Origin of the sequence: Egicoccus sp. AB-alg2 (assembly GCF_041821065.1) — a bacterium.
Lineage (GTDB): Bacteria > Actinomycetota > Nitriliruptoria > Nitriliruptorales > Nitriliruptoraceae > Egicoccus.
In genome coordinates, this window is sequence record NZ_JBGUAX010000001.1 from 360,611 (window position 1) to 387,591 (window position 26,981).

At 72.7% G+C, this 26,981-nt stretch carries 24 protein-coding genes; 2 read left to right on the top strand and 22 right to left on the bottom strand.

Features of this window, described 5'->3' with window-relative positions:
- Positions 1-42 precede the first annotated feature (42 nt).
- The 15 genes from ACERM0_RS01725 to ACERM0_RS01795 form a co-directional block, all read right to left on the bottom strand.
- Positions 43-1,845 (bottom strand): LVIVD repeat-containing protein, encoded by a 1,803-nt coding sequence (locus ACERM0_RS01725; RefSeq protein WP_373676763.1) that lies wholly within the window; start codon positions 1,843-1,845, stop codon positions 43-45.
- Between the two features lie 203 nt (positions 1,846-2,048).
- Positions 2,049-2,888: an imidazole glycerol phosphate synthase subunit HisF gene (gene hisF, locus ACERM0_RS01730; RefSeq protein WP_373676764.1), complete on the bottom strand. Its 840-nt coding sequence runs from the start codon at positions 2,886-2,888 to the stop codon at positions 2,049-2,051.
- Positions 2,885-3,619, bottom strand: a complete 735-nt coding sequence (gene hisA / locus ACERM0_RS01735; protein WP_373676765.1) for a 1-(5-phosphoribosyl)-5-[(5-phosphoribosylamino)methylideneamino]imidazole-4-carboxamide isomerase — start codon at positions 3,617-3,619, stop codon at positions 2,885-2,887. Before hisA ends, hisF begins: the two co-directional genes overlap by 4 nt.
- A gap of 88 nt (positions 3,620-3,707) precedes the next feature.
- Positions 3,708-4,391: an imidazole glycerol phosphate synthase subunit HisH gene (gene hisH / locus ACERM0_RS01740; RefSeq protein WP_373676767.1), complete on the bottom strand. Its 684-nt coding sequence runs from the start codon at positions 4,389-4,391 to the stop codon at positions 3,708-3,710.
- Entirely contained in the window at positions 4,388-4,978 is a 591-nt protein-coding gene (gene hisB / locus ACERM0_RS01745; RefSeq protein WP_373676768.1) for an imidazoleglycerol-phosphate dehydratase HisB, read from the bottom strand. Before hisB ends, hisH begins: the two co-directional genes overlap by 4 nt.
- 66 nt (positions 4,979-5,044) lie before the next feature.
- Positions 5,045-6,133, bottom strand: coding sequence for a histidinol-phosphate transaminase (gene hisC, locus ACERM0_RS01750; protein ID WP_373676769.1), 1,089 nt, complete (start codon positions 6,131-6,133; stop codon positions 5,045-5,047).
- Positions 6,130-7,479, bottom strand: a complete 1,350-nt coding sequence (hisD, locus tag ACERM0_RS01755; RefSeq protein WP_373676770.1) for a histidinol dehydrogenase — start codon at positions 7,477-7,479, stop codon at positions 6,130-6,132. The genes hisC and hisD overlap by 4 nt, the downstream gene beginning before the upstream one ends.
- A 102-nt stretch (positions 7,480-7,581) precedes the next feature.
- Entirely contained in the window at positions 7,582-7,800 is a 219-nt protein-coding gene (locus ACERM0_RS01760; protein ID WP_373676771.1) for a hypothetical protein, read from the bottom strand.
- Positions 7,801-7,996: 196 nt separating this feature from the next.
- On the bottom strand, positions 7,997-9,529 hold the full coding sequence (locus tag ACERM0_RS01765) for a peptidoglycan binding domain-containing protein (protein WP_373676772.1): 1,533 nt from the start codon (positions 9,527-9,529) through the stop codon (positions 7,997-7,999).
- A 149-nt stretch (positions 9,530-9,678) separates the two neighbouring features.
- Positions 9,679-13,227, bottom strand: a complete 3,549-nt coding sequence (gene dnaE, locus ACERM0_RS01770) for a DNA polymerase III subunit alpha (protein WP_373676773.1) — start codon at positions 13,225-13,227, stop codon at positions 9,679-9,681.
- A gap of 285 nt (positions 13,228-13,512) precedes the next feature.
- The gene (map, locus tag ACERM0_RS01775) at positions 13,513-14,280 is read right to left on the bottom strand and encodes a type I methionyl aminopeptidase (RefSeq protein ID WP_373676774.1); all 768 of its coding nucleotides are present in this window, start codon (positions 14,278-14,280) and stop codon (positions 13,513-13,515) included.
- The gene (locus tag ACERM0_RS01780; RefSeq protein ID WP_373676775.1) at positions 14,277-15,302 is read right to left on the bottom strand and encodes an RluA family pseudouridine synthase; all 1,026 of its coding nucleotides are present in this window, start codon (positions 15,300-15,302) and stop codon (positions 14,277-14,279) included. Before ACERM0_RS01780 ends, map begins: the two co-directional genes overlap by 4 nt.
- Complete coding sequence (locus ACERM0_RS01785; RefSeq protein ID WP_373676953.1) at positions 15,299-15,943, bottom strand: signal peptidase II; 645 nt, start codon at positions 15,941-15,943, stop codon at positions 15,299-15,301. The genes ACERM0_RS01780 and ACERM0_RS01785 overlap by 4 nt, the downstream gene beginning before the upstream one ends.
- A 5-nt stretch (positions 15,944-15,948) precedes the next feature.
- Entirely contained in the window at positions 15,949-16,326 is a 378-nt protein-coding gene (locus tag ACERM0_RS01790; RefSeq protein WP_373676776.1) for a TraR/DksA family transcriptional regulator, read from the bottom strand.
- A gap of 82 nt (positions 16,327-16,408) precedes the next feature.
- Positions 16,409-16,582: a hypothetical protein gene (locus tag ACERM0_RS01795; RefSeq protein WP_373676777.1), complete on the bottom strand. Its 174-nt coding sequence runs from the start codon at positions 16,580-16,582 to the stop codon at positions 16,409-16,411.
- A 460-nt stretch (positions 16,583-17,042) separates the two neighbouring features.
- Here ACERM0_RS01795 and ileS point away from each other — a divergent pair, with 460 nt between their 5' ends.
- Together ileS and ACERM0_RS01805 are read left to right on the top strand one after the other, a co-directional pair.
- Positions 17,043-20,378: an isoleucine--tRNA ligase gene (gene ileS / locus ACERM0_RS01800; protein WP_373676778.1), complete on the top strand. Its 3,336-nt coding sequence runs from the start codon at positions 17,043-17,045 to the stop codon at positions 20,376-20,378.
- Positions 20,375-20,953, top strand: coding sequence for a hypothetical protein (locus tag ACERM0_RS01805; protein WP_373676779.1), 579 nt, complete (start codon positions 20,375-20,377; stop codon positions 20,951-20,953). Before ileS ends, ACERM0_RS01805 begins: the two co-directional genes overlap by 4 nt.
- An 81-nt stretch (positions 20,954-21,034) precedes the next feature.
- Here ACERM0_RS01805 and ACERM0_RS01810 read toward each other — a convergent pair whose 3' ends face one another.
- The 7 genes from ACERM0_RS01810 to ftsZ form a co-directional block, all read right to left on the bottom strand.
- On the bottom strand, positions 21,035-21,715 hold the full coding sequence (locus ACERM0_RS01810; RefSeq protein WP_373676780.1) for a helix-hairpin-helix domain-containing protein: 681 nt from the start codon (positions 21,713-21,715) through the stop codon (positions 21,035-21,037).
- 107 nt (positions 21,716-21,822) lie between these two features.
- Positions 21,823-23,193, bottom strand: coding sequence for a DivIVA domain-containing protein (locus ACERM0_RS01815; RefSeq protein ID WP_373676781.1), 1,371 nt, complete (start codon positions 23,191-23,193; stop codon positions 21,823-21,825).
- 28 nt (positions 23,194-23,221) lie between these two features.
- Positions 23,222-23,476 carry a YggT family protein gene (locus ACERM0_RS01820; RefSeq protein WP_373676782.1) on the bottom strand — a complete coding sequence of 85 codons (255 nt, stop codon included), beginning with the start codon at positions 23,474-23,476 and terminating at the stop codon, positions 23,222-23,224.
- Positions 23,477-23,478: 2 nt separating this feature from the next.
- Positions 23,479-24,108, bottom strand: coding sequence for a cell division protein SepF (locus ACERM0_RS01825; protein ID WP_373676783.1), 630 nt, complete (start codon positions 24,106-24,108; stop codon positions 23,479-23,481).
- Positions 24,105-24,833, bottom strand: a complete 729-nt coding sequence (locus ACERM0_RS01830; RefSeq protein ID WP_373676784.1) for a YggS family pyridoxal phosphate-dependent enzyme — start codon at positions 24,831-24,833, stop codon at positions 24,105-24,107. Before ACERM0_RS01830 ends, ACERM0_RS01825 begins: the two co-directional genes overlap by 4 nt.
- 5 nt (positions 24,834-24,838) lie before the next feature.
- The gene (locus ACERM0_RS01835) at positions 24,839-25,594 is read right to left on the bottom strand and encodes a polyphenol oxidase family protein (protein WP_373676785.1); all 756 of its coding nucleotides are present in this window, start codon (positions 25,592-25,594) and stop codon (positions 24,839-24,841) included.
- Positions 25,595-25,606: 12 nt separating this feature from the next.
- Positions 25,607-26,776 carry a cell division protein FtsZ gene (gene ftsZ, locus ACERM0_RS01840; RefSeq protein WP_373676786.1) on the bottom strand — a complete coding sequence of 390 codons (1,170 nt, stop codon included), beginning with the start codon at positions 26,774-26,776 and terminating at the stop codon, positions 25,607-25,609.
- Between the last annotated feature and the right edge of the window lie 205 nt (positions 26,777-26,981).

The following is a 26,981-nucleotide window of genomic DNA, read 5'->3' on the forward strand; positions in this document are numbered from 1 at the left end:
CCGGCCGATGGCTTCGGCCGGCGGTGTCGCTTCCCCCAGGGGTCAGCCCAGCTCGGCGATCAGGGCCGCGATGGCGTCGCGGACGTCGTCGGCGTCGGTCGCACCGAGGTCACGCTCGGCGTTGCGCAGCTGCGTGACCGCCTGCTTGGCCTTGCCGCCCTGCGCGAAGTCCTCCGCCCGGTCCAACGAGCGGGTGACCTGCGTCAGGGTGCGCTGGTCGATGCCCTCGCCACGCACGAGCTGGTCGAGGTAGGCCCGGACCAGCACGAAGGTCGCCGGGTGGTCGTAGCGCGCCTGCGTCTGCGGGTTGGTCTGGTCCTCGCGGACCGTCCGAGCCGCGTCGACCTCGTTCTGGGTCAGCTCGTCGCTGCCCGAGAGCTCGAGCACGTCGAACCCACGCGTGATGTCCGTGCCGTAGATCAGTCCGTCGTACCAGTAGGTCGACCAGAAGCCGCCGCGCTGCTGCGCACCCTCCGGGTCGGTCTGGATGGGCCCGCGGTCGAACCATGCGAGCTCCACCGGGTTGGCGGAGTCCGTGAAGTCGAACACCGTCATGCCGCCCTGGTACCAGGCCTGCACCATGATGTCGCGACCCGGCACCGGGATCAGGTTGCCGTTGTGGGCGACACAGATCTCGTTCCACTCCTGGTCGGGCGGGATCTTGTAGTAGCTGCGGAAGACCAGGTCGACCGAGCCGTCGTCACCGCGCTGGATGTCGTAGATGCCGTTGGCACCCCACTCGGGCCGCTCGGCCTCCGTGCAGTAGCCCTGACCGCCGCCGCCCCACTCGTCGGTGAAGACGACCTTGGTGCCGTCGTTGTTGAACGTCGCCGAGTGCCAGTAGGCGAAGTTGCCGTCGGCGGCCGCCGCGACGCGGACCGGGTTGCGCGGGTCCGTGACGTCGATCAGCAGGCCGTTGCCCTCGCAGGCACCGGCGGCCAGGCCGATCTCCGGGTAGACGGTGATGTCGTGGCAGGAGTCCGACACGGGCCGAGGCGACCAGATGCCCCCGCGACGGTGCTCCGGGCCCGAGGGGTGCAGCGGCGTCGGCGGTGCCTGCTGGAGGCCGTCGATCCGGTCGCCCTCGGCCATCAGCCGCGGACCGTCGTCGAGCAGCACGGCGTCCTGCGGGCGCTCGAGCGGTACCTCGACGATGTCGATACGCCAGCGGGCGTCGTTCTCCAGCGGCTCGGCGCCCGAGGCGGCCGTGGCACAGCCGAGCGCCTGCCCGGGTGCGTCACGCCGGACCGACGAGGTCCCCGACACGTAGATGAACGCGCTCTCGCCCGCCGGGTCCGGGACGAGCGTGTGCGTGTGCGAGCCGCGGCACGTCTGCACCGCCGCGACCTGCTGCGGACGGGCCTTGTTGCTGATGTCGAACACGCGGATGCCGGCGAACGGCTCGTTGGTCGCGTTCGCCGAGGTGGTGCAGTCGTCGAAGCTGGTGTTGTAGGTCTGCACCGACACGAACAGCAGGTCGCCCTCGACCGAGACGTCGTGCTGGTTACCGGGGCAGCTGACGGTGGTCACGAGCCGCGGGTTGTCCGGGTTGGCGACGTCGTAGATGTTGAAGCCGCCGTAGTTGCCGACGATCACGTGACCGTCGGTGAACGCCATGTCGGAGTTGGTGCGGTCCGGCGCCTGCTCCGTCCGCGGCGTCGTGGACAGGTGCGCCACGTTCGGCGTCATGGCCGACTCGGCGTCGAAGATGCCCGGCGCGAGCCCGCGGCGCGTCGGCTCGTCCTGCGCCGTGGCGGCCGGCGCGAGCCCCGCCAGCAACGAGGTGGCGGCGAGTGCGACGGCCGCGGTGCGCAACCGCGACCGGCCTCCCTTCGGTGTGTTCATCGAGGAACAGCCTCCCAGATCTACCGGACGGACCCGACTGGCCGGCCCGGTGGTACTAGTACCTTAGACCCGGTACGAAGGGACTACCTCACCTTCCGTGTCTGGGCGTGCGCTGTGTGCGCCGACGCCGACGGGCACCGTCGGGCCTCGACCGCACGGTCGATCCAACGCCGCACCGGTGCGCCCACCGGTTCGACCGTGCGTCAGTTCGCCGACCTCGTGACCGGCTCCGGCATCTCGGGCACCTCCCGGATGGTGACGCCGCGCTGCGCCATGTGGGCCTTGACATCGCGGATGCGCAGCTCGCCGAAGTGGAAGATCGACGCGGCCAGCACCGCAGAGGCGTGGCCCTCGAGGACCCCCTCGGCGAGGTGGTCCGCGGTGCCCGCGCCGCCCGAGGCGATCACCGGCACGTCGACGACGTCCGTGACGGCCCGCAACAACTCGAGGTCGAAGCCCGCCTTGGTGCCGTCCCGGTCCATCGAGGTCAGCAGGATCTCGCCGGCGCCGCGGTCGGCGACCTGCCGGCACCACGCCACCGCATCGGCACCCGTCGGGGTCCGGCCGCCGTGGATGAACAGCTCCCAGCCGGCGTCCGGGTCGTCGGCGACGCGGCGGCGTGCGTCCACCGCGGCCACGACCGACTGTGACCCGACCGCCGCGGCGCACTCGGCCAGCAGGTCCGGGCGCTGGACCGCGGCCGTGTTGAAGGCGATCTTGTCCGCGCCGGCGTGCAGCATCCGGCGGGCGTCGGCGACGCTGCGCATCCCACCGCCGACGGCGAACGGGATGGAGATCTGCTCGGCCACCCGCGCGACGACGTCGACCATGATGTCGCGATCGTCGCTGGAGGCGGTGATGTCGAGGAAGACCAGTTCGTCGGCACCTTCCGCGTCGTACAGTCGCGCGAGTTCGACCGGGTCGCCCGCGTCCCGCAGGTCGACGAAGTTGACGCCCTTCACGACCCGGCCCGCGGTGACGTCGAGGCACGGGACGACCCGCGCCGCCAGCGTGCTGGCGACCGGCGCGGCGGGCACCGTCATGCCGCGCCCTCGCCATCGACCGTCGCCAGCGCCTCCTCGAGGGTGAACGCGCCGCTGTAGAGGGCCTTGCCCACGATCGCCGCGTCGACGCGCGGGTGGCAACCCGCCAGCGTGCGCAGGTCGTCGAGGGTGCTGACCCCGCCGGAGGCGGTCACGTGGGCGTCGGTGGCGTCCGCGACGCGGGTCAGCATCTCCACGTTCGGGCCCTGGAGCATCCCGTCCCTGGCGACGTCGGTGTAGACGAACCGGGGCACGCCCATCTCCGTGAACCGCTCCAGCGCGGCGAACAGGTCGCCGGCCTCCTCGGTCCAGCCGCGGGCCTGCAGGACGGTGCCACGCGCGTCCAGCCCGACCGCGATGCGCGGCCCGACCCGGTCGAGCACCTCCGCGACGAACGCCGGCCGCGACAGCGCCATCGTGCCGATGACGACACGCTCGGCGCCATAGCCGAGCGATGCCTCGACGTCCGCGAGGGTGCGCACACCACCGGAGGCCTGCACGCGACAGCCGGTGGCCTCGACGATGCCCTCGATGAGGTGCCGGTTGCGGGGCTCCCCGGTGAAGGCGGCGTCGAGATCCACGACGTGCAGCCAGCCCGTGCCGGCATCGGCGAAACGGCGCGCCGCGGCGACCGGGTCGGCGTCGTAGACGGTCTCCTCGTCGGCCCGCCCCTGGGTGAGGCGAACGGCACGGCCGTCCTTGATGTCCACGGCCGGATACAGGGTCAGCACGGTGTTCTCACGCTCCTGGTCGGTGAGGGAACGGTCGCACGCGGCGGAGGCCGCGTCGTACCGTCGCCGGGTCCGGTGCGGCCGGTGGTCAGGCCGCCAGTGTGGCGACCCAGTTCGCCAGCAGGCGCCGGCCGATCTCGCCGGACTTCTCCGGATGGAACTGGGTCCCGACGACGCTGCTCTGGCGCACGAGACTCGGGAAGTCGACGCCACCGTACGCGGTGCGTCCCACGACCGGCGTCTCGTCGGTCGGGACGGCGTAGTAGGAGTGGACGTAGTAGACCCGCTCCCCCGCCACGCCGCGCAACAACGGGTCGTCGTCGTGGCCGTCGGCAGCGTGCAGCACGTCCCAGCCCATGTGGGGCACGACCGCGCCGGTCGGGAACCGCTCGACCCGTCCGGCCAGCAGCCCGAGGCCGGGCTCGTCGCCCTCGTCCGAGGACTCGTAGAGCAGTTGCATGCCGACGCAGATGCCGAAGACCGGCTTCTGCGCGGCGATCCAGTCCTCCAGCAGGCCGTGCAGGCCGCTCCGGCGCAGCGAGGCCAGGCAGGCGCCGAAGTGGCCGACGCCGGGCACCACCAGCCCGTCGGCCTCGGCCGCTGCGTCCGGGTCCGAGGTGATGAACGGGTCGGCCCCGGCCGCCTCGAAACCGTGCTTGGCCGACCGCACGTTGCCGGCGTCGTAGTCCAGCACCGCGATCTTGTGGCGCCGTGCGTGCTCGCTGCGCTCCGCGCCACCGGCGACCCTGGAGCGCAGTGCGCCGTCGGTCACTGGAGGACGCCCTTCGTGGATGGCACGGTGCCGGCGCTGGTCACCGCCACCGCCCGGCGCAGCGCGACGGCGACCGCCTTGAACACCGACTCGTAGACGTGGTGGGTGTTCTCGCCCGACACGTTGTGCACGTGCAGGGTGATGCGGGCGTTGGCCACCACCGCCTCGAAGAAGTGCTTGAGCAGGTGGGCCTCCATCGTGCCGATGAACGGCACCGGCGGGGTCACGTCCCACACCAGGAACGGGCGGCCCGACAGGTCCAGCGCGACCCGGGTGAGCGCCTCGTCGATCGGCACCTGCGAGTCACCGAACCGTTCGACGCCCGCCCGGTCGCCCCAGGCCTCGGCGAGCGCCTGACCGAGCGCGATGCCGACGTCCTCGACGGTGTGGTGCTCGTCGATCTGCAGGTCACCCTGGGCCCGGACGGTGAGGTCGAGCCGGCCGTGACGCCCGAGCTGGTCGAGCATGTGGTCGAAGAACGGCACGCCCGTGTCCACCTCGACGGTGCCGGTGCCGTCGAGATCGACCTCGACCTCGATCTTGGTCTCCTTGGTGTCGCGGGTGACGCGACCGACACGGCTGCTCACGGGAGGGCTCCTTCGGGAAACGGGTGACGGCGGCAGGTGGACGTCGGGGCGGATCGAGGAACTTCGTCAGGCCAGGCTGGCGTGCAGGGCGGCGAGGAAGGCGTCGTTCTCCACCGGCGTGCCGATGGTGGCGCGCAGGCAACCGGCCAGACGCGGCTTCGTCGAGAAGTCGCGCACCAGGACGCCGTGGTCGAGCAGCCGCGAGAACAGGTCCGGCACCGCGGTGCGGAACAGGACGAAGTTCGCGGCCGACGGCCACACCTCGACCCCGTCCAGCGCCTGCAGCGCGGCGGCGACGCGGTCACGTTCGTCGGCGACCCGTCGGCGGTGCTCGAGGAACACCTCCTCGTGCTCGAGTGCCACCAGCCCGGCCGCCTGCTTGACGGCGTCGAGGTGGTAGGGCAGCCGGACCTTCTGCACGTCCTGCACGACCCAGGGCTGTGCGACGAGGTAGCCGAGGCGCAGCCCCGCCAGCCGGAAGGCCTTCGAGAAGGTGCGCACCACGACCAGGCGCGGCAGCCCGGCCAGCGACGGCAGCGCCGAGGCGTCCGCCGGGCCGAACTCCACGTAGGCCTCGTCGACGACGACCAGCGCACGCGTGGTGTCGTGCAGTCGGCGCAGGACGTCGCGCGCGACCGGCGTACCGACGGGGTTGTTCGGGCTGGGGACCAGCACGAGGTCGGGGTGCGCGGCCGTGATGGCGTCGGCCACCTCGGCGGTGAGCTGGAAGTCGTCGTCGAGGTCGACCTCGACCGCTGGCGTCAGCGCGGTGCGACACAGCTCGGGGTACATGGAGTAGCCGGGCCGGACGTGCACGGCGCGGCGCCCCGGCCCGCCGTAGGCCTGCAGCAGCTGCAACAGCACCTCGTTGGAGCCGTTCGCGGCCCAGACCTGCTCCGCGGATACACCGTGGCGCGTGCCGAGCGCCGTGCGCAACGCGCGGTGGGGCCGGTCCGGATAGCGGTTGAGCTCCAGCGACTGGATCCGCTGCGCGAGGGCCGGCAGGAACGCCGCCGGCGGCGGCTCGGCCGTCTCGTTGGTGTTCAGACGCACCGGCACGTCGAGCTGCGGGGCGCCGTAGGGCTCGACGTCCGCGAGTTCGGGGCGCACCGGCAGCCGGTCGGCGGCCGTGCGCTGCGGCGATCCGGTCGTCATCCGGCGTCGCCGTCCGCGAGCGGCGCCTCGAAGCGGACGTCGACGGCCCGCGCGTGGGCCGGCAGGTCCTCGCTGTGCGCAAGCGCGTCGACCGCGTCGGCGAAGTCGCGCAACTGCTGCTCGGTGTACTCCACGTAGTTGACCGGCACCAGGAACGACGAGGTGGACAGCCCGCCCGTGAACCGGGCCGTGCCCGACGTCGGCAGCGTGTGGTTGGGGCCGGCGCCGTAGTCGCCGACCGACACCGGCGTCCAGGGACCGACGAAGGTGGTGCCGGCGTAGCGCACGCGCTCGGCGACCTTACCGGCGTCGGCGGTGTGGACCTCGAGGTGCTCGGCGGCGAACGCCTCCGCCACCTCCACGGCGTGGTCGAGGTCGTCCACCACGGCCACGGTCCCCTGGTTGCGCAGGGCGGTCTCGATGCGCTGGGCGTGCCGGGCGCGCGGGACCTCGCGCTCCAGCGCGGCCTCCACCGGGTCGACCAGCCCGGGTTCGGTCGTGATCAGCAGGGCGACGACCAACTCGTCGTGCTCGGCCTGTCCGACGAGGTCGGCGGCGACGAGGCGCGGGTCGGCCGTGTCGTCGGCGATGATCGCCACCTCGGTCGGCCCGGCGTAGCCGTCGATGCCGACGAGGCCCTGCGCGGCCAACTGCTGCTTGGCGAGGGACACGTAGAGGTTGCCCGGACCGACCACCATGTCGCAGTGCGGCACCGACTCGGTGCCGTGGGCCATGGCGGCGATCGCCTGAGCGCCCCCGACCCGCACGACCCGGTCGACGCCGAGCAGCGCGGCCGTGGCGAGGACGGTGCGGTTGGGCCAGCCGTCGCGCTCACCGGTGGTGATGTCGTCGAAGCCGGTGCCCGTCGGTGGGGTGCACAGCACGATCTCGTCCACGCCGGCGACCTGCGCCGGCACGACCGTCATGATCACGGTCGACGGGTAGGCGGCCTTGCCGCCGGGCACGTAGACGCCGGCCCGGGACACCGGGCGGTGCCAGACACCCATGCGCACGCCGTCGAGGCGGTCCTCCCAATCCTGCGGCCGGCAGCGCTCGTGGTACCAGCGGACCTGGGCGATGGAGCGCTCGAGCGCCGCACGCAGGCGCGGGTCGAGCCGCTCGAGGGATTCCTGCAGGACCTCGCGGGGGACGACCAGCTCGTCGACCTGCTGCCGGTCGAATCGGGCCGTCAGTTCGCGCAGCGCGGTGTCGCCGTGGTCCCGGACCGCATGCAGGGTCGCGTCGACGCCCTCGCGGGCGGCGGCGAGGTCGGTGCGGGGGCGGGGCAGCCGGTCACGGGGATCGGACCGGTCGCCACGCAGGTCGAGGACCGTGAGCCTGGACATGCGGCTGCACCTTGCGGCGGGGACCACCGGAGCGTACCCACGCGCGCTGCACGCCCGGTCGCCCCCGCGGACCGAGGTCCCGGGGATCCGCCATCGGCGGCGTCAGTTGCCGATGATGCCGCCGCCGACGAGCGCGTAGACGAGCAGACCGAGGACCAGGGCGCCGACGATGATCCACATCGTGCCCTTGGAGGCGGTCCCCGACCGCTGCGCCTCGGGGTGCATACCCGGACGGCGGCTGGCGTCCTCACGGTGCTCGGGACGGTCGACGGGCGCGTTGCTGCGGCCGTCCTCGGGTTCGTTCTGGTGCGGGATGGCCATCTCGGACTCCGACGGTTCGCGTACGGGCGACCAGCCTTGCGCGTCCCGCCTCCCCGTGGTCGTGCCCTCCGTCCGTCGTCGGGACGGGGTCGTGGCCGGATCCGAACCAACGGCCGTGACCGCCGGTGGGTGCCGGCGGCCACCGGGTGGTGCGCGTTCGCGGCAGCCGGCGGCGGGCCCGGCGACGCGACGCCGGTCAGGCCACGGACACGATCGTGGTCCCGGAGGACACCAGGTCGTACAGCTCGATCACGTCGGCGTTGTACATCCGCACGCAGCCGTTGGAGGAGGCGCTGCCGACCGAGGCTTCGTTGGGCGTGCCGTGGAACCGGATCAGCGTGTCCCGACCCTGCTTGGTGTTCCAGTTCAGGGCCCGCGGGCCGAGGGGGTTGTCCGGGCCCGGGCCGATGCTGGCCGGCATGTCACGGCCCCAACGGTCCGGCGCCGGGTTCACCCAGGTGGGCTCGAAGCGCTTCGCGCCGATCACGAACGTGCCCGTCGGCGTCGGGCTGTTGTTCGTGCCGACGGCGACCGGCCAGCTGCGCTGCCGCTCGGCACCTCGGTACAGGTGCAGCTCGCGGGCGGACTGGTCGAGCAGCAGCACCGTCCCGAACGAGTCCGCGGTCACGCTCGGGCGGGTCGTGACGAGTTCGAGGGAGACCTCGTCCGTGTCCCCGCGCAGCGCCGCGGCCAGCCGTTCGCGGGCCTGGCTGCGGTCGACGGCGATGCCGGTGCGCTCGGGGACCACCGTGAACTCACCGTTCGCGAACGTGATCTCCGCGTCGCGGCCCGCGACCTCCTTGCCGGCCGCGAGCGAGTCGACGACGGCGGTGAGCGAGCCGTCGGGGAACGCGAGCTCGACGCCGTCGACGGTCACGTCGCCGGAGCCGGCGGCCCGCTCGAGTGCCGCGGCCAGCACGGCCTCGGCGTCGTTGGTGGCACCCACGTCCCGCGGCGTCAGCCGCTGCGTGACGTCCTCGAGGCCGACCGTGACGGTGTGGTCGTAGGCGTCGCGGACAGCGGCCTCGACCGCGTCCGCGACCTCGCGGACGAGCTCGGTGCGGACCCTCGGCGCCACCTCGGTGACCGGGAGCTCGACCGTGTCGGCGTCCGCGGTCAGCAACTCGCGCACGGCGTCGGCGGCTGCGTCGTGGTCGACCGCGCGACCGATCACCTCGTCGGCGACGACGACGTGGTCGCCGGCCCAGGTCGCGTCGGCGTCCACGGGTGCACGATCCACGTCGGTCGCGATGCCGGCCACGAAGGCGTCGATGCCCTCGTCGGGCACCTCGACGCCGACCTCGGCCGAGACGTCGGCGGTGCCGTTGGCCCAGCGCATGCGGGCCAGGTCACCGAAGCCGGCGGACTCCGTGTGGTCGAGGGCGGCGGCCACGGCGGCGGCGACGTCGGCCGTGCCACCCAGCTCCCGGGCGGTCGTCGTCCAGCGGTCCTGACCGTGGGTGACGACCAGGTCCCGGTCGAGGCGCTGCGCGAGGTGCGCCTGGACCGCCTCGACGGCTTCGTCCTCGGTGCTGCCGCCGACGTCCACGGTCGCGACCGTCGTCCCTGGTAGCAACCGGCCCTCGGTGCGCAACTGGTCGCCCCAGGCGACGGTCGCGGCACTCATCGCCGCGGCCACCGCGAGCAGCACCACCAGCAGGCCGCTGAGCACCAGCGCGCGTGCGCCCGGTCGTGACCTCGCGTGGTCCGTGTCCGTGGTCATCCCCATGCCCCCGTCGATCTGATCTCTTTCAACGCATACCAAACAGCATGCGCTGGCTCCGAGGATAACCCGGTCGTGCGACCATGCATCGGACGCGCGTTGCGGCCACCGGACGCAGTCCGATGCAACCTCGCGGCGGTCTCATGCGTCCGCCGTCAGGTCAGCGCGGGCTCGCGGTCCTTGGCCCGCCGCCACCTCGGCTCCTCGTCGTCGCCGCCGAAGGTCCGGTCGCCCGCGTCGTCGTCGACGCTCTGCGGGCCGAACGCCGCCTTGATCTCGCCGAAGAGTCCCGAGTGGCGCTCGACGCGCAGGTCGTCGCCCAGCCGGTAGGTACGCGACGCGCCGTCGAGCGCCTCCACCTGCAGGTGCACCGGCACCGGGCCCTGGTGGTGCACGAGGATGTCCTTGAGCCGGCGCACGGCATCCGCGGTGCACTGCTGGGCGGCGAAGCGCACCACGATCGGTGAGCCCAGCGCCTCCGACAGATCCGGCGCCGACACCCGGTTGGCCTGCAACTTGATCGCCTCGTCGCGAACCTCGAGGCGACCGGTGACCACCAGCACCGCGTCCTCGACCAGGACCTCGTGGGCCGCCCGGTAGGTGTTGGGCCAGAACACCACCTCGACGTTGCCCGTGAGGTCCTCGAGCGTGGCCACCAGGTAGGTGTCACCCTTCTTGGTGAACTTCTTGGTGAGGCCGGTCAGCACACCTCCGACCGTGACGTTGTCGTTGTCCTTGCGCTCGCGCAGACCGGCGCAACTGGTGTCGATGTGGCGCTCGAGCACCCGCTCGGTCCCGAACAACGGATGGTCGGAGACGTACAGGCCGAGCATCTCGCGCTCGAACTTCAGCAGCTGGGACTTGTCGAACTCGTCGGTGGGGATCTCCGGCGCGTCGTCGAGGTCGACCGTGTCGCCGCCGTTGTCGTCGCCGAACAGCGACATGAAGCCGGCGGCCTCGTCCTTCTTCGCCTTCTGGGCGGTGTCGACCATCAGCTCGTAGACGGCGAGCAGCCCCTTGCGGCTGTGGCCGAGCGACGAGAACGCCCCCGCCAGGACGAGGTTCTCCAGGGTGCGCTTGTTGAGCACGCTCGCGTCGACCTTGGCGCAGAAGTCGGCGAAGTCGACGAAGCGGCCCTTCTCCGTACGGGCCCGCACGATCTGCTCGACGATGCCCTCACCGACCCCGCGCACGGCCGACAGCCCGAACAGGATCTGGTCGTCGCGAGGGGTGAAGTCGCTGCCCGACTCGTTGATGTCCGGCGGGAGCACGGGGATGCCCATGCGCCGGCACTCGTTGAGGTAGAGCGGCTTGTTGTCCTTGTGGTTCTTCACGCTGGTCAGCAGCGCCGCCATGTACTCGACCGGGTAGTGCGCCTTGAGCCAGGCGGTCTGGTAGCTGACGACGCCGTAGGCGACCGTGTGCGACTTGTTGAACCCGTACTCGGCGAACTTCTCGATGAGGCCCCACAGGGACGTCATCAGTTGCTTGTCGTAGCCGTTGTCGACGCCACCGCTGATGAACTGGTCCTTGAAGGACTCCATCAGGTCGCGCTTCTTCTTGCCGACCGCCTTGCGCAGCCCGTCGGCGTCCGACATCGTGAAGCCCGCCAGATCGGTGGCGATCTTCATGACCTGCTCTTGGTAGACGATCACGCCGTAGCTCTCGCCCAGCACGGGCTCGAGGTCCGGGTGGGCGTACGAGACGCCCTCCAGCCCGTTCTTGCGGTTGGCGTAGGCGACGTGCATGTCCATGGACAGTGGGCCCGGGCGGTACAGCGCCAGCAGGGCCGAGATGTCCTCGAAGCGGGTCGGCTTGAGCTTTCGGACCAGGGCCTGCATGCCGGTGGAGTCCAACTGGAACACCCCGAGGGTGAACCCGGTGGACAGCATCTCGTAGGCCTTGGGGTCGTCCATGTCCCCGAGCAGTTCCGGGTCGTCGAGATCGACCTCGACCCCCCGGTTGGCCTTGATGTGCCGTTCGGCGTCCGAGATGACGGTGAGGTTGCGCAGGCCGAGGAAGTCCATCTTCAGCAGACCGATGGCCTCGGCCGCGCCCATCTCGTACTGGGTGACGATCTCGCCGTTGTCGGTCTTCAGCAGCGGCACGACCTCGTCCAGCGGCGAGGCGCCGATGATGACCGCGGCCGCGTGGATGCCGTGCTGGCGCTTCAGTCCCTCGAGTTTCTCCGCCGTCTCCAGCACCTTGCGGTAGGTGGGGTCGTTGCGCGACTCGCGCAACTCGGAGGACTTCTCGTAGGCCTCGACGAGCGGCGCCTCCTTGCCCTGCACCGGCGGCGGCATCATCTTGCACAGCGTGTCGCCGACGCTGAACGGCTCGTCGAGCACGCGGGCGGCGTCGCGGATGGCCGACTTGGCCTTGATGGTGCCGAAGGTGACGACCTGCGCGACGTGGTCGTCGCCGTAGCGCGAGGCGGCGTAGCGGATCATCTCGCCGCGGCGGCGGTCGTCGAAGTCGATGTCGATGTCCGGCATCTGGATGCGTGCCGGGTTGAGGAAGCGCTCGAAGATCAGCCCGTACTTGATCGGGTCGACGCGCGTGATGTCGGTGCAGAAGGCCACCACCGACCCGCCGGCCGAGCCGCGCCCGGGCCCGACCCGGATCCCGGCGCTGCGGGCGTACTCGCACAGGTCGGCGACGATCAGGAAGTAGGCCGGGAAGCCCATGTTCTCGATGACGCCGAGCTCGTACTCGATGCGCTGGGCGACCGCGTCCGGGACCGGGTCGCCGTAGCGCTCCTTCGCGCCCTCCCAGACCTTGTGGCGCAGGAACTCGGCCTCGGTCATGCCGGGTGGGCACGGGAACGCCGGCAGCAGGTCGAGGTCGAACTCGATCTTCGCGTCGCACATCTCCGCGATGTCGAGCGTGGCGTCGAGCGCGTCGCGGTACTGGTGGAACTCCTCGCGCATCTCACGGGCGGTCTTCACGTAGAACTGGTCGCCCGAGAACTTGAACCGGTCCGTGTCGGAGAGTTTCGAGCCGGTCTGGATGCACAGCAGGACGTCGTGTGCCTCGGCGTCCTCGGCGTTGGTGTAGTGCGAGTCGTTGGTGATGACGGTGCGCAGGCCGAGCTGCTTGGCCAGCTCCTCCAGGACCGGCCAGGTCGTCTTCTGCTCCGGGATGTCGTGGTCCTGGAGCTCGACGAAGAACCGCTCGGCGGTGTAGATGTCCTTGAAGTCGCTCAGGGCCTGGCGCGCCTTCTCCTCGTCGCCGGCGAGCAGGGCCTGGTTCACCTCGGAGCCGAGGCACCCCGACAGGACGACGATGCCTTCGCTGTGGGCCGCCAGCAGTTCCTTGTCGACGCGCGGCTTGTACCAGTAGCCGTCGAGGTAGGCCTTGGTGGACAGCTTGACGAGGTTCTTGTAGCCGGTGTCGTCGGCCGCCAAGGTCGTCAGATGGAAGTAGCGCTGCCGGCCGTCGGAGCCGCCGAGGCGCTGCTCGTTGCGCGACCCGATCGCCTGGTAGAGCTCGGAGCCGAGGATCGGCTTGACGCCCTTGGCCGTGCCCTGCCGGTAGAAGTCGGCGAGGCCGAACAGCACGCCGTGGTCGGTGATGGCGACGCCCGGCTGCCCGTCCTGGGCGACCTTGTCGAACAGCTGGCCGACACGCGAGGCGCCGTCGAGCATCGAGTACTCGGTGTGGACGTGCAGGTGGACGAAGCTGTCGCGGTCGCCACTGCCCACTGCCGTCCACTCCCCTGCCCCACCACGGGGCACCGCATGCTCGTCGCTCGACCACATCCGGCCGGACCCCACCCGACCATGGCGGTGGGCAGCGTCGGCGCAGGCGGGAGTCCTCGGGGAAGGACCGCCGGGTCGACGCGCCGACGGTGCCAGAACCACACGCCTGTGGTTCGTCACGCTACCAGCCGCGGCCGCAGGCGCCCGGCAGCGCCTGCCACCCCCGCGCCAGGCGCGCAGCCGCCGCTCGGCCCCGCGCACCGCGGCCGAGGGTCTTGGTGCTCGCGCCTAGGGAAGGGTCAGGATCTGCGGGCCGTCGTCGGTGATGGCGATGGTGTGCTCCGCGTGCGAAGCACGGCTGCCATCGACCGTGCGGATCGTCCACCCGTCGTCGTCGATCCGGTAGTCGTCACGACCGCCGGCCATGAACATCGGCTCGATCGCGATGACGAGCCCGGGGCGTAGGCGCAGGCCGCGGCCGGGCTGGCCCTCGTTTGGCACCGACGGCTCCTCGTGCATGGCGCGGCCGACGCCGTGCCCGCCCCAGCCCTGTGGGATGCCGTAGCCGTGGCCACGACCGATCGCGCCGATCGCGGCGCCGATGTCGCCGAGCCGCGCCCCCGGCGCCGCGGCCGCGATGCCGGCGGCCAGGGCGTCCTCGGCCGCCTGGCGCAGGTGCTCGTCCTCGGGCCGCACGGTGCCGACCGAGAACGTCACGGCGGCATCGCCGACCCAGCCGTCGAGGATGGCGCCGAAGTCGATGCTGAGCAGGTCGCCGTCCTTGAGCGGATCGTCGTTGGGGATGCCGTGGACGATGACGTCGTTCTTCGACGCGCAGATGACCCCGGGGAACGGCGTGGGTGCGAAGTGCGGGTGGTAGTCGAGGAACGCCGAGGTGGCTCCGTGCTCGCGCAGGACGTCGCGCGCGACCTCGTCGAGGTCGCGCAGCGTCACACCCACGTCCGCGGCGGCGCGCATCGCCCGGTGCGCGAGCGCGACGACGCGTCCGGCCTCGCGCAGCCCGGCGATGTCCTTGCGCGACTTGCGGATGATCACGATGGTCCTTCCTCGGCGTCGGCGGTGTCGGTGGCGTCGGTGACGGCCGTGGCGCCAGCGGCTCCGTGGTCGATCGCCTCCCACCAGCCGGTCGGGATCCGCAGTCCCAGCCGGTCGCGAAGCGCCGCCAGGTCGTCGGGCAGCGGTTCGTCGACGGCCACCTCGACGCCCGTGATCGGGTGCACGAAGGCCAGCCGGCCGGCGTGGAGGGCGATGCGGGACACACCGAGCCGCTCGGCCAGTGTCGCGGACCCACGATACGTGGTGTCGGCCAGGATGGGATGGCCGAGGGCCGCGAGGTGCACACGGATCTGGTGCGTACGGCCGGTCTCGAGCGCGCAGGCCAGCGCGGCGACGTGCTGGCCGGAGCCGCCGGCCGCGACGTCGTCGAGGACGACGTAGCGCGTGACCGCCGGCTTGCCGTCCGCGCGTACCGCGAACCGGGTGCGGTCGCCGGGCGCGCGGGCCAGCGGTGCCTCGACTCGACCCCGGCGGTTGGGAGGCACGCCCTGCACGACGGCGAGGTAGCGCCGCGCCACCTGCCGTCGCTTCAGGGCCGACACCAGCCCGGCGTGGGCGGCGTCGGTCTTGGCGACCACCAGCAGACCCGAGGTGTCACGGTCGAGCCGATGGACGATCCCGGGCCGTTCGTCACCGCCGACCGCCGCCAGGGGCACGCCGGCGCCGCGCAGGGCGTCGACCAGCGTCCCGTGCGGCCGTCCGTGCCCCGGGTGCACGACCATGCCGGCCGGCTTGGCGACGACCAGCAGGTGCGCGTCCTGGTAACGGACCGGCGGCAGCGGCGGAGGTGCGGGTGGCGCCGCGGCCGGCGCGGCCGCGCGCACCTCGACGGTCTGCCCCGCGCGCACCCGCTGCTGCTTGCCGGCCGGGCGACCGGCGAGCGTGACGTCGCCGGCCGCCAGGCGCGCCGCCGCCCGCGACCGTGACACGTCGAGCAGGCCGGCGACCACCACGTCCAGGCGCTGGCCGTCCTGCTCGTCGGGCACGACGAACCGGCTCACGGCGTCTCCGGCGCCCCGGCGCGCTGCGGGCGACCGTCTGCGACCCCGGATGACCCGGGCGAGTCGCGCTCGACGGCCGCGTCGGCGTCGTCGACGCCTGGCGCGGTGTCGACGGCCTCGTCGCCACGTGCGCTGCGCTCTTCACGCCACAGGGCGAGCGTGAGCAGCACGAAGCCGACCGTGATGGCGGAGTCGGCGACGTTGAAGCGCGGGAAGGTGCCCCAGGCGACGAAGTCGACGACGTCGCCCTGGAAGAACCCGCTGACCTCCCCGACGACGTTGGGTCGCACCAGGCGGTCGATGGCGTTGCCCAGCGCTCCCGCCAGTAGCAGTCCGTAGGCCGCCGCCTGCAGCAGGGAGGTGGTCCGCGGCAGTGCCCGCGCGACGATCCAGGTCACCAGGACCGTCACGATCAGGAACAGCCACGCCGGCGCCGGGATGCCGAACGCCGCGCCCGGGTTGTAGACCAGTTGCCAGCCGATCCGTTCACCGAGGAACGGGACGAACTCGCCGAGCTCCAGCAGCGCCTCGGCCAGTTCCTTGGTGGCCTGGTCGAGCACCACGACGGCGGCGGTGACGAGGACGCCGACCTGCACCGCGAGCCGGGACGCCGCCCGCGGGGCGCCCGCGGCGGGGTCCACGTCGTTCAACGACCAGTCTCGTCCCGGCGCTTGCAGTCCATGCACAGCGTCGCATACGGCAGGGCCTCGAGGCGCGCCTGTTCGATCGGGTTGCCGCAACGCTCGCAGGTGCCGTAGTTGCCGGCGTCCATGCGGCGCAGCGCCTCGTCGATCTGTGCGAGCAGCCGGCGGGCGTGGTTGGACAGCGACTGCGCGGTCTCGCGCTCGAAGCTGGCCGAGCCCGCGTCGGCCGGGTCGTCGTCGAAGCCGCCCTCGCGCCAGTTGTTGACGTCCGCCTCGGCGTCGAGGTCCTCGACCTGGCTGAGCAGCGTCGCACGCTCGTCCAGCAGCTCCTGCCGGAGGCTGGCGAGCTGCGTCTTCGTGAGCGTCTTGTTGCGTGCCATGGCGGCGGACGGTACCAGACCGGATGCGCACCACCGCCCGCTCGGGACGGCCGCGCGCCGTGCGCCAACGGCCCGTCCGACCTCACGCGGCGCCCCGTACCTCCCCATCCTCGACGGACCCCTCGGAGCCCTCTGGGGCACGCGCCGGTCCGGCCTGTGCGAGCAGCTCGAAGGCGTCACGGACCCCCGCCTCGTAGGCGGAGGGGTCCTCGTACAGGAACGCTCGGCGCAGGGCGATCTCCAGCAGGTTCTGCATCGTCTCCGGCTCCCCGTTCGCGTCGTGTCGGCACCGCCGACCCCTGCGGCGCGGGCGGCGATCGGCGGGAACGCTACGCCCGGGCCGTTACCGCGAGGTTTCCCCGCCGTGAAACGTCGATGCGTATGCTGGGCGTGCAACATCCACGCTGTGACGCGGACGCGGCGGCGGGGCCACACGCGCGAGAAGCGAGCCGGGACGGTGGAAGCCGGTGGCGCGTGCCCGACGTCATCACCGCCGAGCGGCCGGCACGAAGCCCGGGACCTCCTGGGTGCGTAGGGCCGGACGGATCCCGCACGACACGCGGGCCGGCCGGGACGTCGAATCCCGGCGGGAGCCAACGAAGTGGGCAGGGACCGCCGCCGGCGGCCCGGCCAACGAGGGTGGTACCGCGGCGCCACGGCGTCGTCCCTCGGGCAGCAGCACCGCCGCGACGCGGACCCGACCGCCCGAGGACGCCATGACCACCTGGCCCACCGTCGCCCCGCAGCCCGACCTGCCCCGGCTCGAGGAGGAGGTCCTCGAGCGCTGGCGCGAGCTTGACGTGTTCGCCCGCAGCCTGCGCCAGCGGGCCGACCAACCCGTCTGGACCTTCTACGAGGGCCCGCCGACCGCCAACGGCCGACCCGGCACCCACCACGTCGAGGCCCGCACCTTCAAGGACATCTTCCCGCGCTACCGGACCATGAAGGGCCACTTCGTCCGGCGCAAGGGCGGCTGGGACTGCCACGGCCTGCCCGTCGAGCTGGAGGTGGAGAAGGAGCTCGGGCTCAACTCCAAGGCCGACATCGAGGCCTACGGCATCGAGAAGTTCAACGCCCGCTGCCGCGAGTCGGTGCTGCGCTACGTCGACGTCTGGGAGCGGCTGACCGAGCGCATCGGGTTCTGGATCGACACCGACGACCCGTACCGCACGATGGACGCCACCTACGTCGACTCGTTGTGGTGGGGGTTGAAGGAACTGTGGGACCGCGACCTCATCTTCGAGGACTACCGGGTCGCGCCCTACTGCGGCCGTTGCGGGACCGCGCTGTCGGACGCCGAGGTCGCGCAGGGCTACGAGACGGTCGAGGACCCCAGCGTCTACGTGCGCTTCCCGCTGCTCGACGGCCCACTCGCGCAGGAGGGCGCTGCGCTGGTCGTGTGGACGACCACCCCGTGGACGCTGGTGTCCAACACGGCCTGTGCCGTCGGTGCCGACGTGCGCTACCAACTGGTCCGGCAGGGCGGCGACCTGCTCGTGCTGGCGGCCGACCTCGCCGACGCGGTGCTCGGTGAGGGCGCCTACGAGGTGGTCCGCGACGTGGCGGTCGACGAACTCGTCGGCTCCCACTACGAGGCGCCCTTCACGGTCGTGACGCCGGGCGCGACCGAGACGGGGGACCCGGCTGGCGGGGGGCAACGAGGGAGCGCAGCGACCGAGACGGGGGACCCGGCTGGCGGGGGGCAACGAGGGAGCGCAGCGACCGAGACGGGGGACCCGGCTGGCGGGGGGCAACGAGGGAGCGCAGCGACCGAGACGGGGGACCCGCCACAGGACTGGCGCTACGTCGTGACGGCGGACTTCGTCACGACGACCGACGGATCGGGCATCGTGCACCTCGCGCCGGCGTTTGGTGCGGACGACATGGAGGTCGGGCGCGCCAACGGGCTGCCCGTGCTGAACCCGGTCGACCGCGAGGGCAAGTTCACCGTGGGACCGTGGGCCGGCACGTTCGTCAAGGACGCCGACCCGGCCATCATCGAGGACCTGCAGGCGTCCGGGCGGCTGCTGCGGGCCGACCGGTACACGCACACCTACCCGCACTGCTGGCGGTGCAAGCGGCCGCTCATCTACTACGCCAAGCCGTCCTGGTACATCCGGACGACCGCGGTCCGCGACCGGTTGCTGGAGAACAACGCCGGCATCGACTGGCACCCCGAGCACATCCGTGACGGGCGGTTCGGCAACTGGCTGGAGAACAACGTCGACTGGGCGCTGTCACGTGACCGGTACTGGGGGACGCCGCTGCCGTTCTGGCGCTGCGCCAGCGGGCACGTCACCGTCGTCGGCTCCCGCGCGGAGCTGTCCGAGCTCACCGGCCAGGACCACTCGGCGCTCGACCCGCACCGGCCCTACGTCGACGAGGTGAAGCTCGACTGCGCGACGTGCGGCGCCACGGCGACCCGCGTGCCGGACGTCGCCGATGCCTGGTTCGACTCGGGTGCGATGCCCTACGCCCAGTGGGGCTATCCGCATCAGGGCCACGAGGAGTTCGGACGCCACTTCCCCGCCGACTACATCTGCGAGGCGATCGACCAGACCCGTGGCTGGTTCTACACGCTGCTGGCGGAGTCGACGCTGCTGTTCGACGGCCGCTCCTACGAGACCGTGCTGTGCCTCGGCCACATCGTGGACGAGGACGGCCGCAAGATGTCCAAGTCGGCCGGCAACATCCTGGACCCGTGGGAGCTGATCGGCCGGCACGGGGCCGATCCGCTGCGCTGGCTCATGCTCGCCGAGGGCAACCCGTGGGTGTCGCGGCGGGTGGGCCACCAGCTGCTCGAGGAGATCGTCCGCCGCTTCCTGCTGACGATCTGGAACACGCACGTGTTCTTCACGACCTACGCGGCGATCGACGGGTTCGCGCTGTCGGCGCCCGCACCGGCCGTCGCCGATCGACCGGCGTCGGACCGCTGGGTCCTGGCCGAGCTCGCGGACGTCGTGACGGTCGTGGATGCCGCGATGGACCGCTACGACGTGTCGACGGCGACCCGCCGGCTGGAGCGCTTCGTCGACGACCTGTCGAACTGGTACGTGCGCCGCAACCGGCGCCGTTTCTGGAAGGCGGCGTCCGACGACCCGGCCGACAAGGCCGCCGCCTACCACACGCTGCACACGTGCCTGACCACGCTCGCGCAGCTGATGGCGCCGTTCACGCCGTTCTTCGCCGAGCGGTTGTGGCAGGACCTGGTCGTCTCCCAGGACACGGACGCGCAGCCGTCGGTGCACCTGACCGACTTCCCGGTGGCGGACCCGGCCTGGGTCGACGACGAGCTGCGCGCGGCCATGGGCACGGCCCGCCGGGTCGTCGAGCTGGGGCGCCAGGCACGCACGACCTCGGCCGTGAAGGTGCGCCAGCCGCTGGCCCGGGCCCTCGTGACCGTCCCGGAGAGCGAGCGGGCCGGCCTGGTCGGCCTGGTGGCGGACATCGCCGACGAGCTCAACGTCAAGCAGGTCGAGCTCACCGACGGCACGGGTGATCTGGTCGAGCGATCGCTGCGGCCCAACTTCCGGGCGCTGGGTCCCGCGTTCGGCAAGCGGTCGCCGGCGGTCGGCAACGCCCTGCGCGACGCCGATCCGGACACGGCCGCAGAGGTGGCCGCGGCCCTCGCGACCGACGGCGCGGCGCGGCTGACCGTCGACGGCGACGAGGTGAGCCTCACTCCGGAGATGGTGGAGGTCGTGGAGACCTCGCGCACCGGCTGGGCCGTCGCCTCGCAGGGCAGCACGTCGTTCGCGCTGGACACCGCGCTGACGCGTGAGCTCGAGGTGGAGGGCGTCGCCCGCGAGCTGGTGCGGGCCGTCAACGACCTGCGCAAGAGCGCCGGCCTGGCGCTCGACGACCGCATCGTGCTGTCGGTCGTCGTGGAGCCGGCCGCACTGGACGGCGAGCTGGCCGACGCCGGGCTCTACGACCTGGTCGCCCGCGAGGTGCTCGCCACCGACGTCGTGCGCGGCGAGGTGGTGGACGACGCCACCGAGGTGGAGCTCGGGCTCGGGATGGCGAGCGTGGCGATCGAGCGGGTCGCATGATCCGCCGCCTGCTGTGGATCGGGCTGCTGGCGACGCTGGCCGCCGGCCTGGTGGGCGCCGCCCGCCAGCGTCGCGAAGTGGTCCACCCCGGGTCCGCCACCCGTCCGCCGACGTCCCCGCCGCCGCGTCAGGGTCCGCTCGGCCGGCGGCTGTCCGCGTGGGTGCCTGCGCCGCCGCGGACGCGGCTGGGACGGGTCGCCGCGTTCGTGTGGGCCTCACCGCTGACGGCGGTTGGCCTGCTCGTCGCGCTGGTCTCCGGTGGCCGACCGCGCTGGCAGCCACAGTACGGCTGCTTCGTCACCGAGGGCGTGCGTGGCCCGTCGGCGGCGGCCCTGCGGATCGTCGGCGCGCAGGCGAACGCGATCGGCCACGTCGTGCTGTCGCGCGAGGGCACCAGCGCGCCGGCACTGCTGGCGCACGAGGCGGTGCACGTCCGTCAGGCCGAGCGGCTCGGCCCCTTGCTGTTCCCGCTCTACCTCTGGTTGTCCGCGCGCTACGGCTACCGCCACCATCCCATCGAGCAGGCGGCCCGACTCGGTGCCCGGCGCGCGACGGGACCGGGTTCTGGCGGCTGACGCCGGCGGGTTCCGGCCGCTCGACCGCACGAGGCACCGGCGGCTGGGAGGGCGCCCCCGACGGGGCCTGCCCGCCCGGTCTCAGCGGTCGAGCTGGGCCTTGACCGCGCGGGCCAACTGCGGGGTGAGTCCGGGCACCTCGGCGAGGTCCGCCTCGCTGGCGCCACGGATCCCGTCCACCGAGCCGAACCGCTCGAGCAGCGCCTCGCGGCGGCTCGGGCCCAGCCCCCGGACCCCGGCGAGCGGGTCGGCATCGGCACCGGCTTCCTCGGCGGACGGGTCGTGGGGGTCGGGACCCGGACGTCCCGGTCGCACCACGGCGGCGCGGCGCGTGCGGGGCGACGCTGCGGGGGCCGGCTCGTCCTCGACCTCGGCGCTCGGCGTGGTTGTGTCGGCAGTCACCGGACGCGCCGGATCCTCGGCCGTCGTCGCTGCGACCTCGGTGTCGGCGGCGTCCTGGTCCGTGCGGTCGGTCGTCGACCGCCCCGCCCCGGGGTCACCAGCCACCGGGCGGGCGCCCGCGTCCGCGGCAGCCGTCGCCTCCGCGCCGGTCCCGACCGGTGTCCGCGCGGCCGCCGGTGATGGCCGTCGCGGGACCGTGACCTCGCCGCCGCGGCGCACCAGGACGCTGGCGCCGAGCAGCAGCATCGACAGCAGGCAGGCGCCGATCGAGAGGTAGACCAGCTGGAGGCCGTCCTGGAACCAGCCGACGACGAGCAGCACCGCGGCCGCGATGACGAGGACGAGGCTGAGAAGGATCACCGGTCACCACCCCTGAGTCGGACGCGCTGCCACCGGGCCGAGGGATGCCGGCGGCGCCACCGCCTAGAACGCGGGAACACGTGCGGAGTGACGGCGCCGTGCGCCTGCTAGCCCCGATCCGCGCCCGGCGGAGGTGCCGCCGACCCTAGTGAGCCGGACTCCTCGGGCAAGGACCAGCGGTCGTGTCCCTCGTCCTGGCCGGATGGCGGCTCCTCGGACGGTGGCGTGTGTGCGGCCGGTTCGGTGACCACATCCTCGGGCGCCCCGTCCTCCACCTCCGGTGCCCCATCACCCGACGCGTCCGCCAGTGCCGCTGCCTCCTCGCCGGAGGCATCGGGCAGCTCCGCCGCTTCCGAATGATCCGAGGCGTCGGGCAGCTCGCGCGCGCCCTCGCTCGGGACGACGTCCAGCACGGGCGCCGGCTCGATCGGCGGCACGAAGTCGAGCGCGGCGCCGGGCGCGCCGTCGAGCAGGCGCAACTGGTCGAGCTGGGCCAACAGGTGCTGCTCGTAGACGGCCCGGTTGCGGTCGGCGAGCGCGCGCAGCGCGTCGATGCGGACCTCGATGGCGGCACGTTGCTCGCGAATATCGGCCAGCTCGGCCTGCGCTTCCGCCTGGGCGGCCTCGATGATGCGCCGGGCGCGGTCCTCGACGCCCTCGGCCTGCCGGGCGGCCGCGTCGAGACGCTCGCGCGCCTCCTGCTCCGCCCGCTCGAGACGTTCCTCGGCGGCCCGCTCGGCCTCGTGCTCGGCCTGCTGCCTCCGCTCGGCGATCAGCCGCTCGACTTCCTGATCGGCCTGCCGGCGACGTTCCTCGGCCTCCTGCTCGGCCGTGGCGAGGCGCTCCGTCGCGGTGCGGCCGGCCTCGGCGAGCCGCTCCGTCGCGGCGCGTTCTGCCTCGGCCAGGCGCTCCGTCGCGGCACGATCGACCTCGGCGAGCCGCTCGGTGGCCAGCCGCTCGGCTTCGGCGAGCCGGTCCTGTGCCTCCTGCTCGCCACGCAGGCGCCGTTGCGCCACGTCCTCGTCGGCCGCTCGCAGGCGGTCGGCGGCCTCCTGTTCGGCGGCGGCGAGGCGGCGGGTCGCCTCCTGCTCGGCCTGTGCCAGTCGCGCCGACGCGGCCTGGTCGGCCTGCTCCACCAGCTCGCGAGCGCGCGTCTCCGCCGCCGCGAGCTGTGAGCGGACCTCGTGCTCGCACGCCTCGCGCAGCTCGTCGGCCTGCTCGCGGGCATCGGCCAGCGCCCGCTCGGCCGCACCCTCGGCCGTCGCCGCCTGGCGACGGATCGCGCTCTCGCTCTCCAGCGCCTGGGCGAGCCGGGCCTCGGACTCGCGGACCCGCCGGCGCAGCTGGTTCAGCTCGGTGTCGGTCCGCTCGATCTGGTCGGCGAGCTGGTCGAGCAGTTCGTCGACCTGGTCGGTCGCATAGCCGCGAAACGACTGCCGGAGCTGGTAGTTGACCACGTCCTCGGGTCGCAACGACATGACGCCCCCTCCGCGTTTCTGCTGCCGTCTACAGACCGACGCTGCGTGTGACCGCCATCAGGATCCGCACCCCGATGAACAGGATGATGATGGACAGGTCGAGGCCGACGTTGCCCAGCCGCAGTGGCGGGATGACCCGCCGGATCGGCGCCGCCACCGGCTCGACCAGGCGCCGCACGCCCAGCACGAACGGCATGATCGGTTCCGGCGGGCGCGGCACCCACGAGAAGATGACGTGGGCGAGCAGGACGACGAGGTAGATCTGCAGGAGCAGGGTGATCATGGTCAGCTTTCACCGCCGGCCGAGACGCGGTAGCCGAGGTCGCCCAGCCGGCGCCGCTCCTCGGCTGGCAGGTGGACGCCGTCGGGGACGAGCAGGAACGCCCGGCCGCCGACCTTGGTGAGCTGGCCCCGCAGGGCGTAGGTCAGGCCGGACACGAAGTCGACGACCCGGCGCGCCTCGGCGGCGCTGGCACCGGACACGTCGAAGAGCACGGCCTGGCCGGTGCGGTAGCGCGAGCCGATCGCCGGGACGTCGTCGAAGCTGGAGATCTCCACGACCGCGGCGCGTGCCACGGGCACGTTGGGCACCGCCCGCACGTGCACGTCGCCCGTCGCCGCCGCCGCGACCGCCTCCTCGCGACGGATCGGCCGCACGGTCGCCTCGTCGTCGCGCTCGTGGACCTCGGCCTCGCGTAGCGAGGCCGGCCGCGGCTCGGGTCGGGGCTCGGGCCGCGGGCGTGGGACCGCCCGGACCTCCTCGCGGGCACGTGCCGGCACCGGGCGCGGCTCGGCGTGCTCGGCGTACGGGTCGTCCTCGGGCACGAACCGCTCCGGGCCGCCCTCGAAGTCGTCCTCCGGCTCTTCCTTGAGCCCGAGGTAGATCAGCGTGCGGTTCCACATGCCGCTGCTCACGTGCCAACCTCCTCTGGGCGCCAGGGCCCCGACTCGCGGGGTCCGAACAGCGCCGTGCCGATCCGGATCATGGTTGCACCCTCGGCCACGGCCGCCTCGAGGTCGGCGGACATGCCCATGGAGAGGTGCACCACCTCCGGGAAACGTGCTCGTGCTTCGTCGCGCAAGCGGCGCAACGTGGCGAAGTGTGGCCTGGCGGCCGCCGACGCATCTTCGCCCGCCGCCGGGAGCGGCGGGATGGTCATCAGCCCCTCGATCGCCAGGTGAGGCAGGTCGCGAGCGTAGGCGACCAGGTCAAGGGCCTCGTCCACCTGGCAGCCGTGCTTGGCGGGATCCTCCCCGACGTTCACCTGCACCAGCACGCGCTGCACGACCCCGGCGGCGGCCGCCCGGCGCGAGAGCGCGTCGGCCAGGGAGCGGCGGTCGAGGGTGTGGACGAGGACGGCGTGCCCGACGACGTCCTTGACCTTGTTGCGCTGCAGGTAGCCGATCAGGTGCCACCGCGCCGAGGGCACCAGCGGCAGCTTGGCCAGCAGTTCCTGGACGCGGTTCTCGCCGAGTTCCGTCACGCCGGCGGCCACGGCGGCCCGCGCGACCTCGGGTGGATGCGTCTTCGTCACGCCGATGAGGCGGACGTCGGCTGGCTTGCGGCCGGCGGCCGTGGCGGCGGCCGCCAGGCGCGAGCGCACCCGCGCGGCGCGGGCCTCCACGTCGGCGAAGGGCATCCCGGTCACGCGGTGGCCCGTTCGCGCACCACGAGGCCGAACTGTCGCCCGGTGGTCGGATCCGCCCGGTGGCTGAACCAGCGGGCGTCCGGGTCGCAGCGCGTGCAGGTGGCGAGTCGCTGCACGCCGCCGACGCCCGCCTTCTCCAACGTCGTGTGCACGGCGGCGGCCAGGTCCAGGGCGTGCGTCCCCCAGGTGGTACGCGCGTCAGCGGCGGGATGCTCGGCGACCACCTCGGTGTGCAGGTCGGCTGGCACCTCGTAGCAGCAGCCGCCGATGGCCGGCCCGATCGCGGCCCGGATGCCGGCCACGTCGTCGCCGAGACCCGCCATGGCGTCCAGCGCGGCGGTCACGACCCCGGTCTGCACGCCGCGGCGTCCGGCGTGTACGGCCGCGACGGTGGTCGCACCGGCCAGCAGGACGGGCACGCAGTCGGCGACGGAGACGGCGAGGGTGCGGTCCGTCAGGCGCGTCACCAGCGCGTCGACGCCCCGCAGTTCGGCACCCGGCGGCACGGTGTCGTCGACGACGCCCACCCGCGCGCCGTGGACCTGGTGCATGGTGTGCCAGGTCGCGGGGGCGCGACCGGTCCGCCGGCCGACCTCGGCGCGCGTGCGCGCGAGCACGGCCGGCTGGTGCGGCCGTCGGTGCGAGAGGTTGCCGGCCGCGCCGACCCCGGGTGGAGACCCGGTCCGGTCGCGGCCGGTGAACCATGCACCGACGCCGTCGGCCAGGTCGACGTCGAGGACGAGCACGGGCACCTCGGCGGTGGGTCAGCGCAGGAAGGACGGGACGTCGAGGTCGTCATCGTCCTCGCCGTCCTGGACCACCAGCGCCGGACGCTCCTCGGCGGGCGCGGGCGCGGGACGGAAGACCTCGTCGGGCTCGTCGTCGTCATCGTCGGCTGCGACCGGCGCCGCGGCCGGAGCGGCCGCGATCCGGCTCGTCGTGTCGGCGCTGGCGGCGACGCTGCCGGCCAAGTGGGCCGGGGCGTCGTACTTGTCGAACCCGGCCGCGATGACGGTGACCTTCACCTCGTCGCCGAGGGAGTCGTCGATCACGGCACCGAAGATGATGTTGGCCTCGGGGTGGGCGGCCTTGGTGATCACGTCGGCCGCCTCGTTGACCTCGAACAGGCCGAGGTCGCTGCCGCCGGCGAGCATCAGCAGCACGCCGCGGGCCCCGTCGATGGAGGCCTCGAGCAGCGGCGAGCTGATCGCCAGCTGGGCGGCCTCGAGCGAACGGGCGTCGCCGCGCGCCTTGCCGATCCCCATCAGGGCGCTGCCGGCGTCCTTCATGACGGTGCGCACGTCGGCGAAGTCGAGGTTGATCAGCCCCGGCGTGGTGATCAGGTCGGTGATGCCCTGGACACCCTGCAGCAGGACCTCGTCGGCCAGCCCGAACGCCTGCACCACCGAGGTCTGCCCGTCGGCGATCTGCAGCAACCGGTCGTTGGGGATGACGATGAGGGTGTCGACCTCTTCCTTGAGCTTGGAGATGCCGTCCTCGGCCTGCAGGGAGCGCTTGCGCCCCTCGAAGGCGAACGGGCGTGTCACCACGCCGATCGTCAGCGCCCCGAGTTCCTTGGCGACCTGGGCGACGAGCGGCGCCGCACCCGTGCCGGTGCCGCCGCCCTCGCCGGCGGTGACGAAGACCATGTCGGCGCCCTTGAGCACCTCGGTGATCTCGTCCTTGTGGTCCTCGGCGGCCTGGCGGCCGACCGACGGGTCGGCACCGGCGCCCAGCCCGCGGGTCAACTCGCGCCCGATGTCGAGCTTGACGTCCGCATCGGACATCAGGAGCGCCTGGGCGTCGGTGTTGATCGCGATGAACTCCACGCCACGCAAACCGGCGTCGATCATGCGGTTGACGGCGTTGACGCCGCCGCCGCCGATACCGACGACCTTGATCACGGCGAGGTAGTTCGACGGGTTCGCCCCCATGGGCTCCTCCTGCGGTTCTCGACCGGGCGGCGCGCTCGCGCACACCACCTGCGGACACGCCGGACCGGGCGGTCCAGCGGCGGGTCGAGGCCGGGCCCGCCCGCACGGGGCTCGCGCACCATGCGAACGGGTCAAGCCTCGACCTCAAGTAGAGGTCTAAACTTATGTCAACCTCTGGTGGCGGGTGACCGTAACGCCCGTGCCC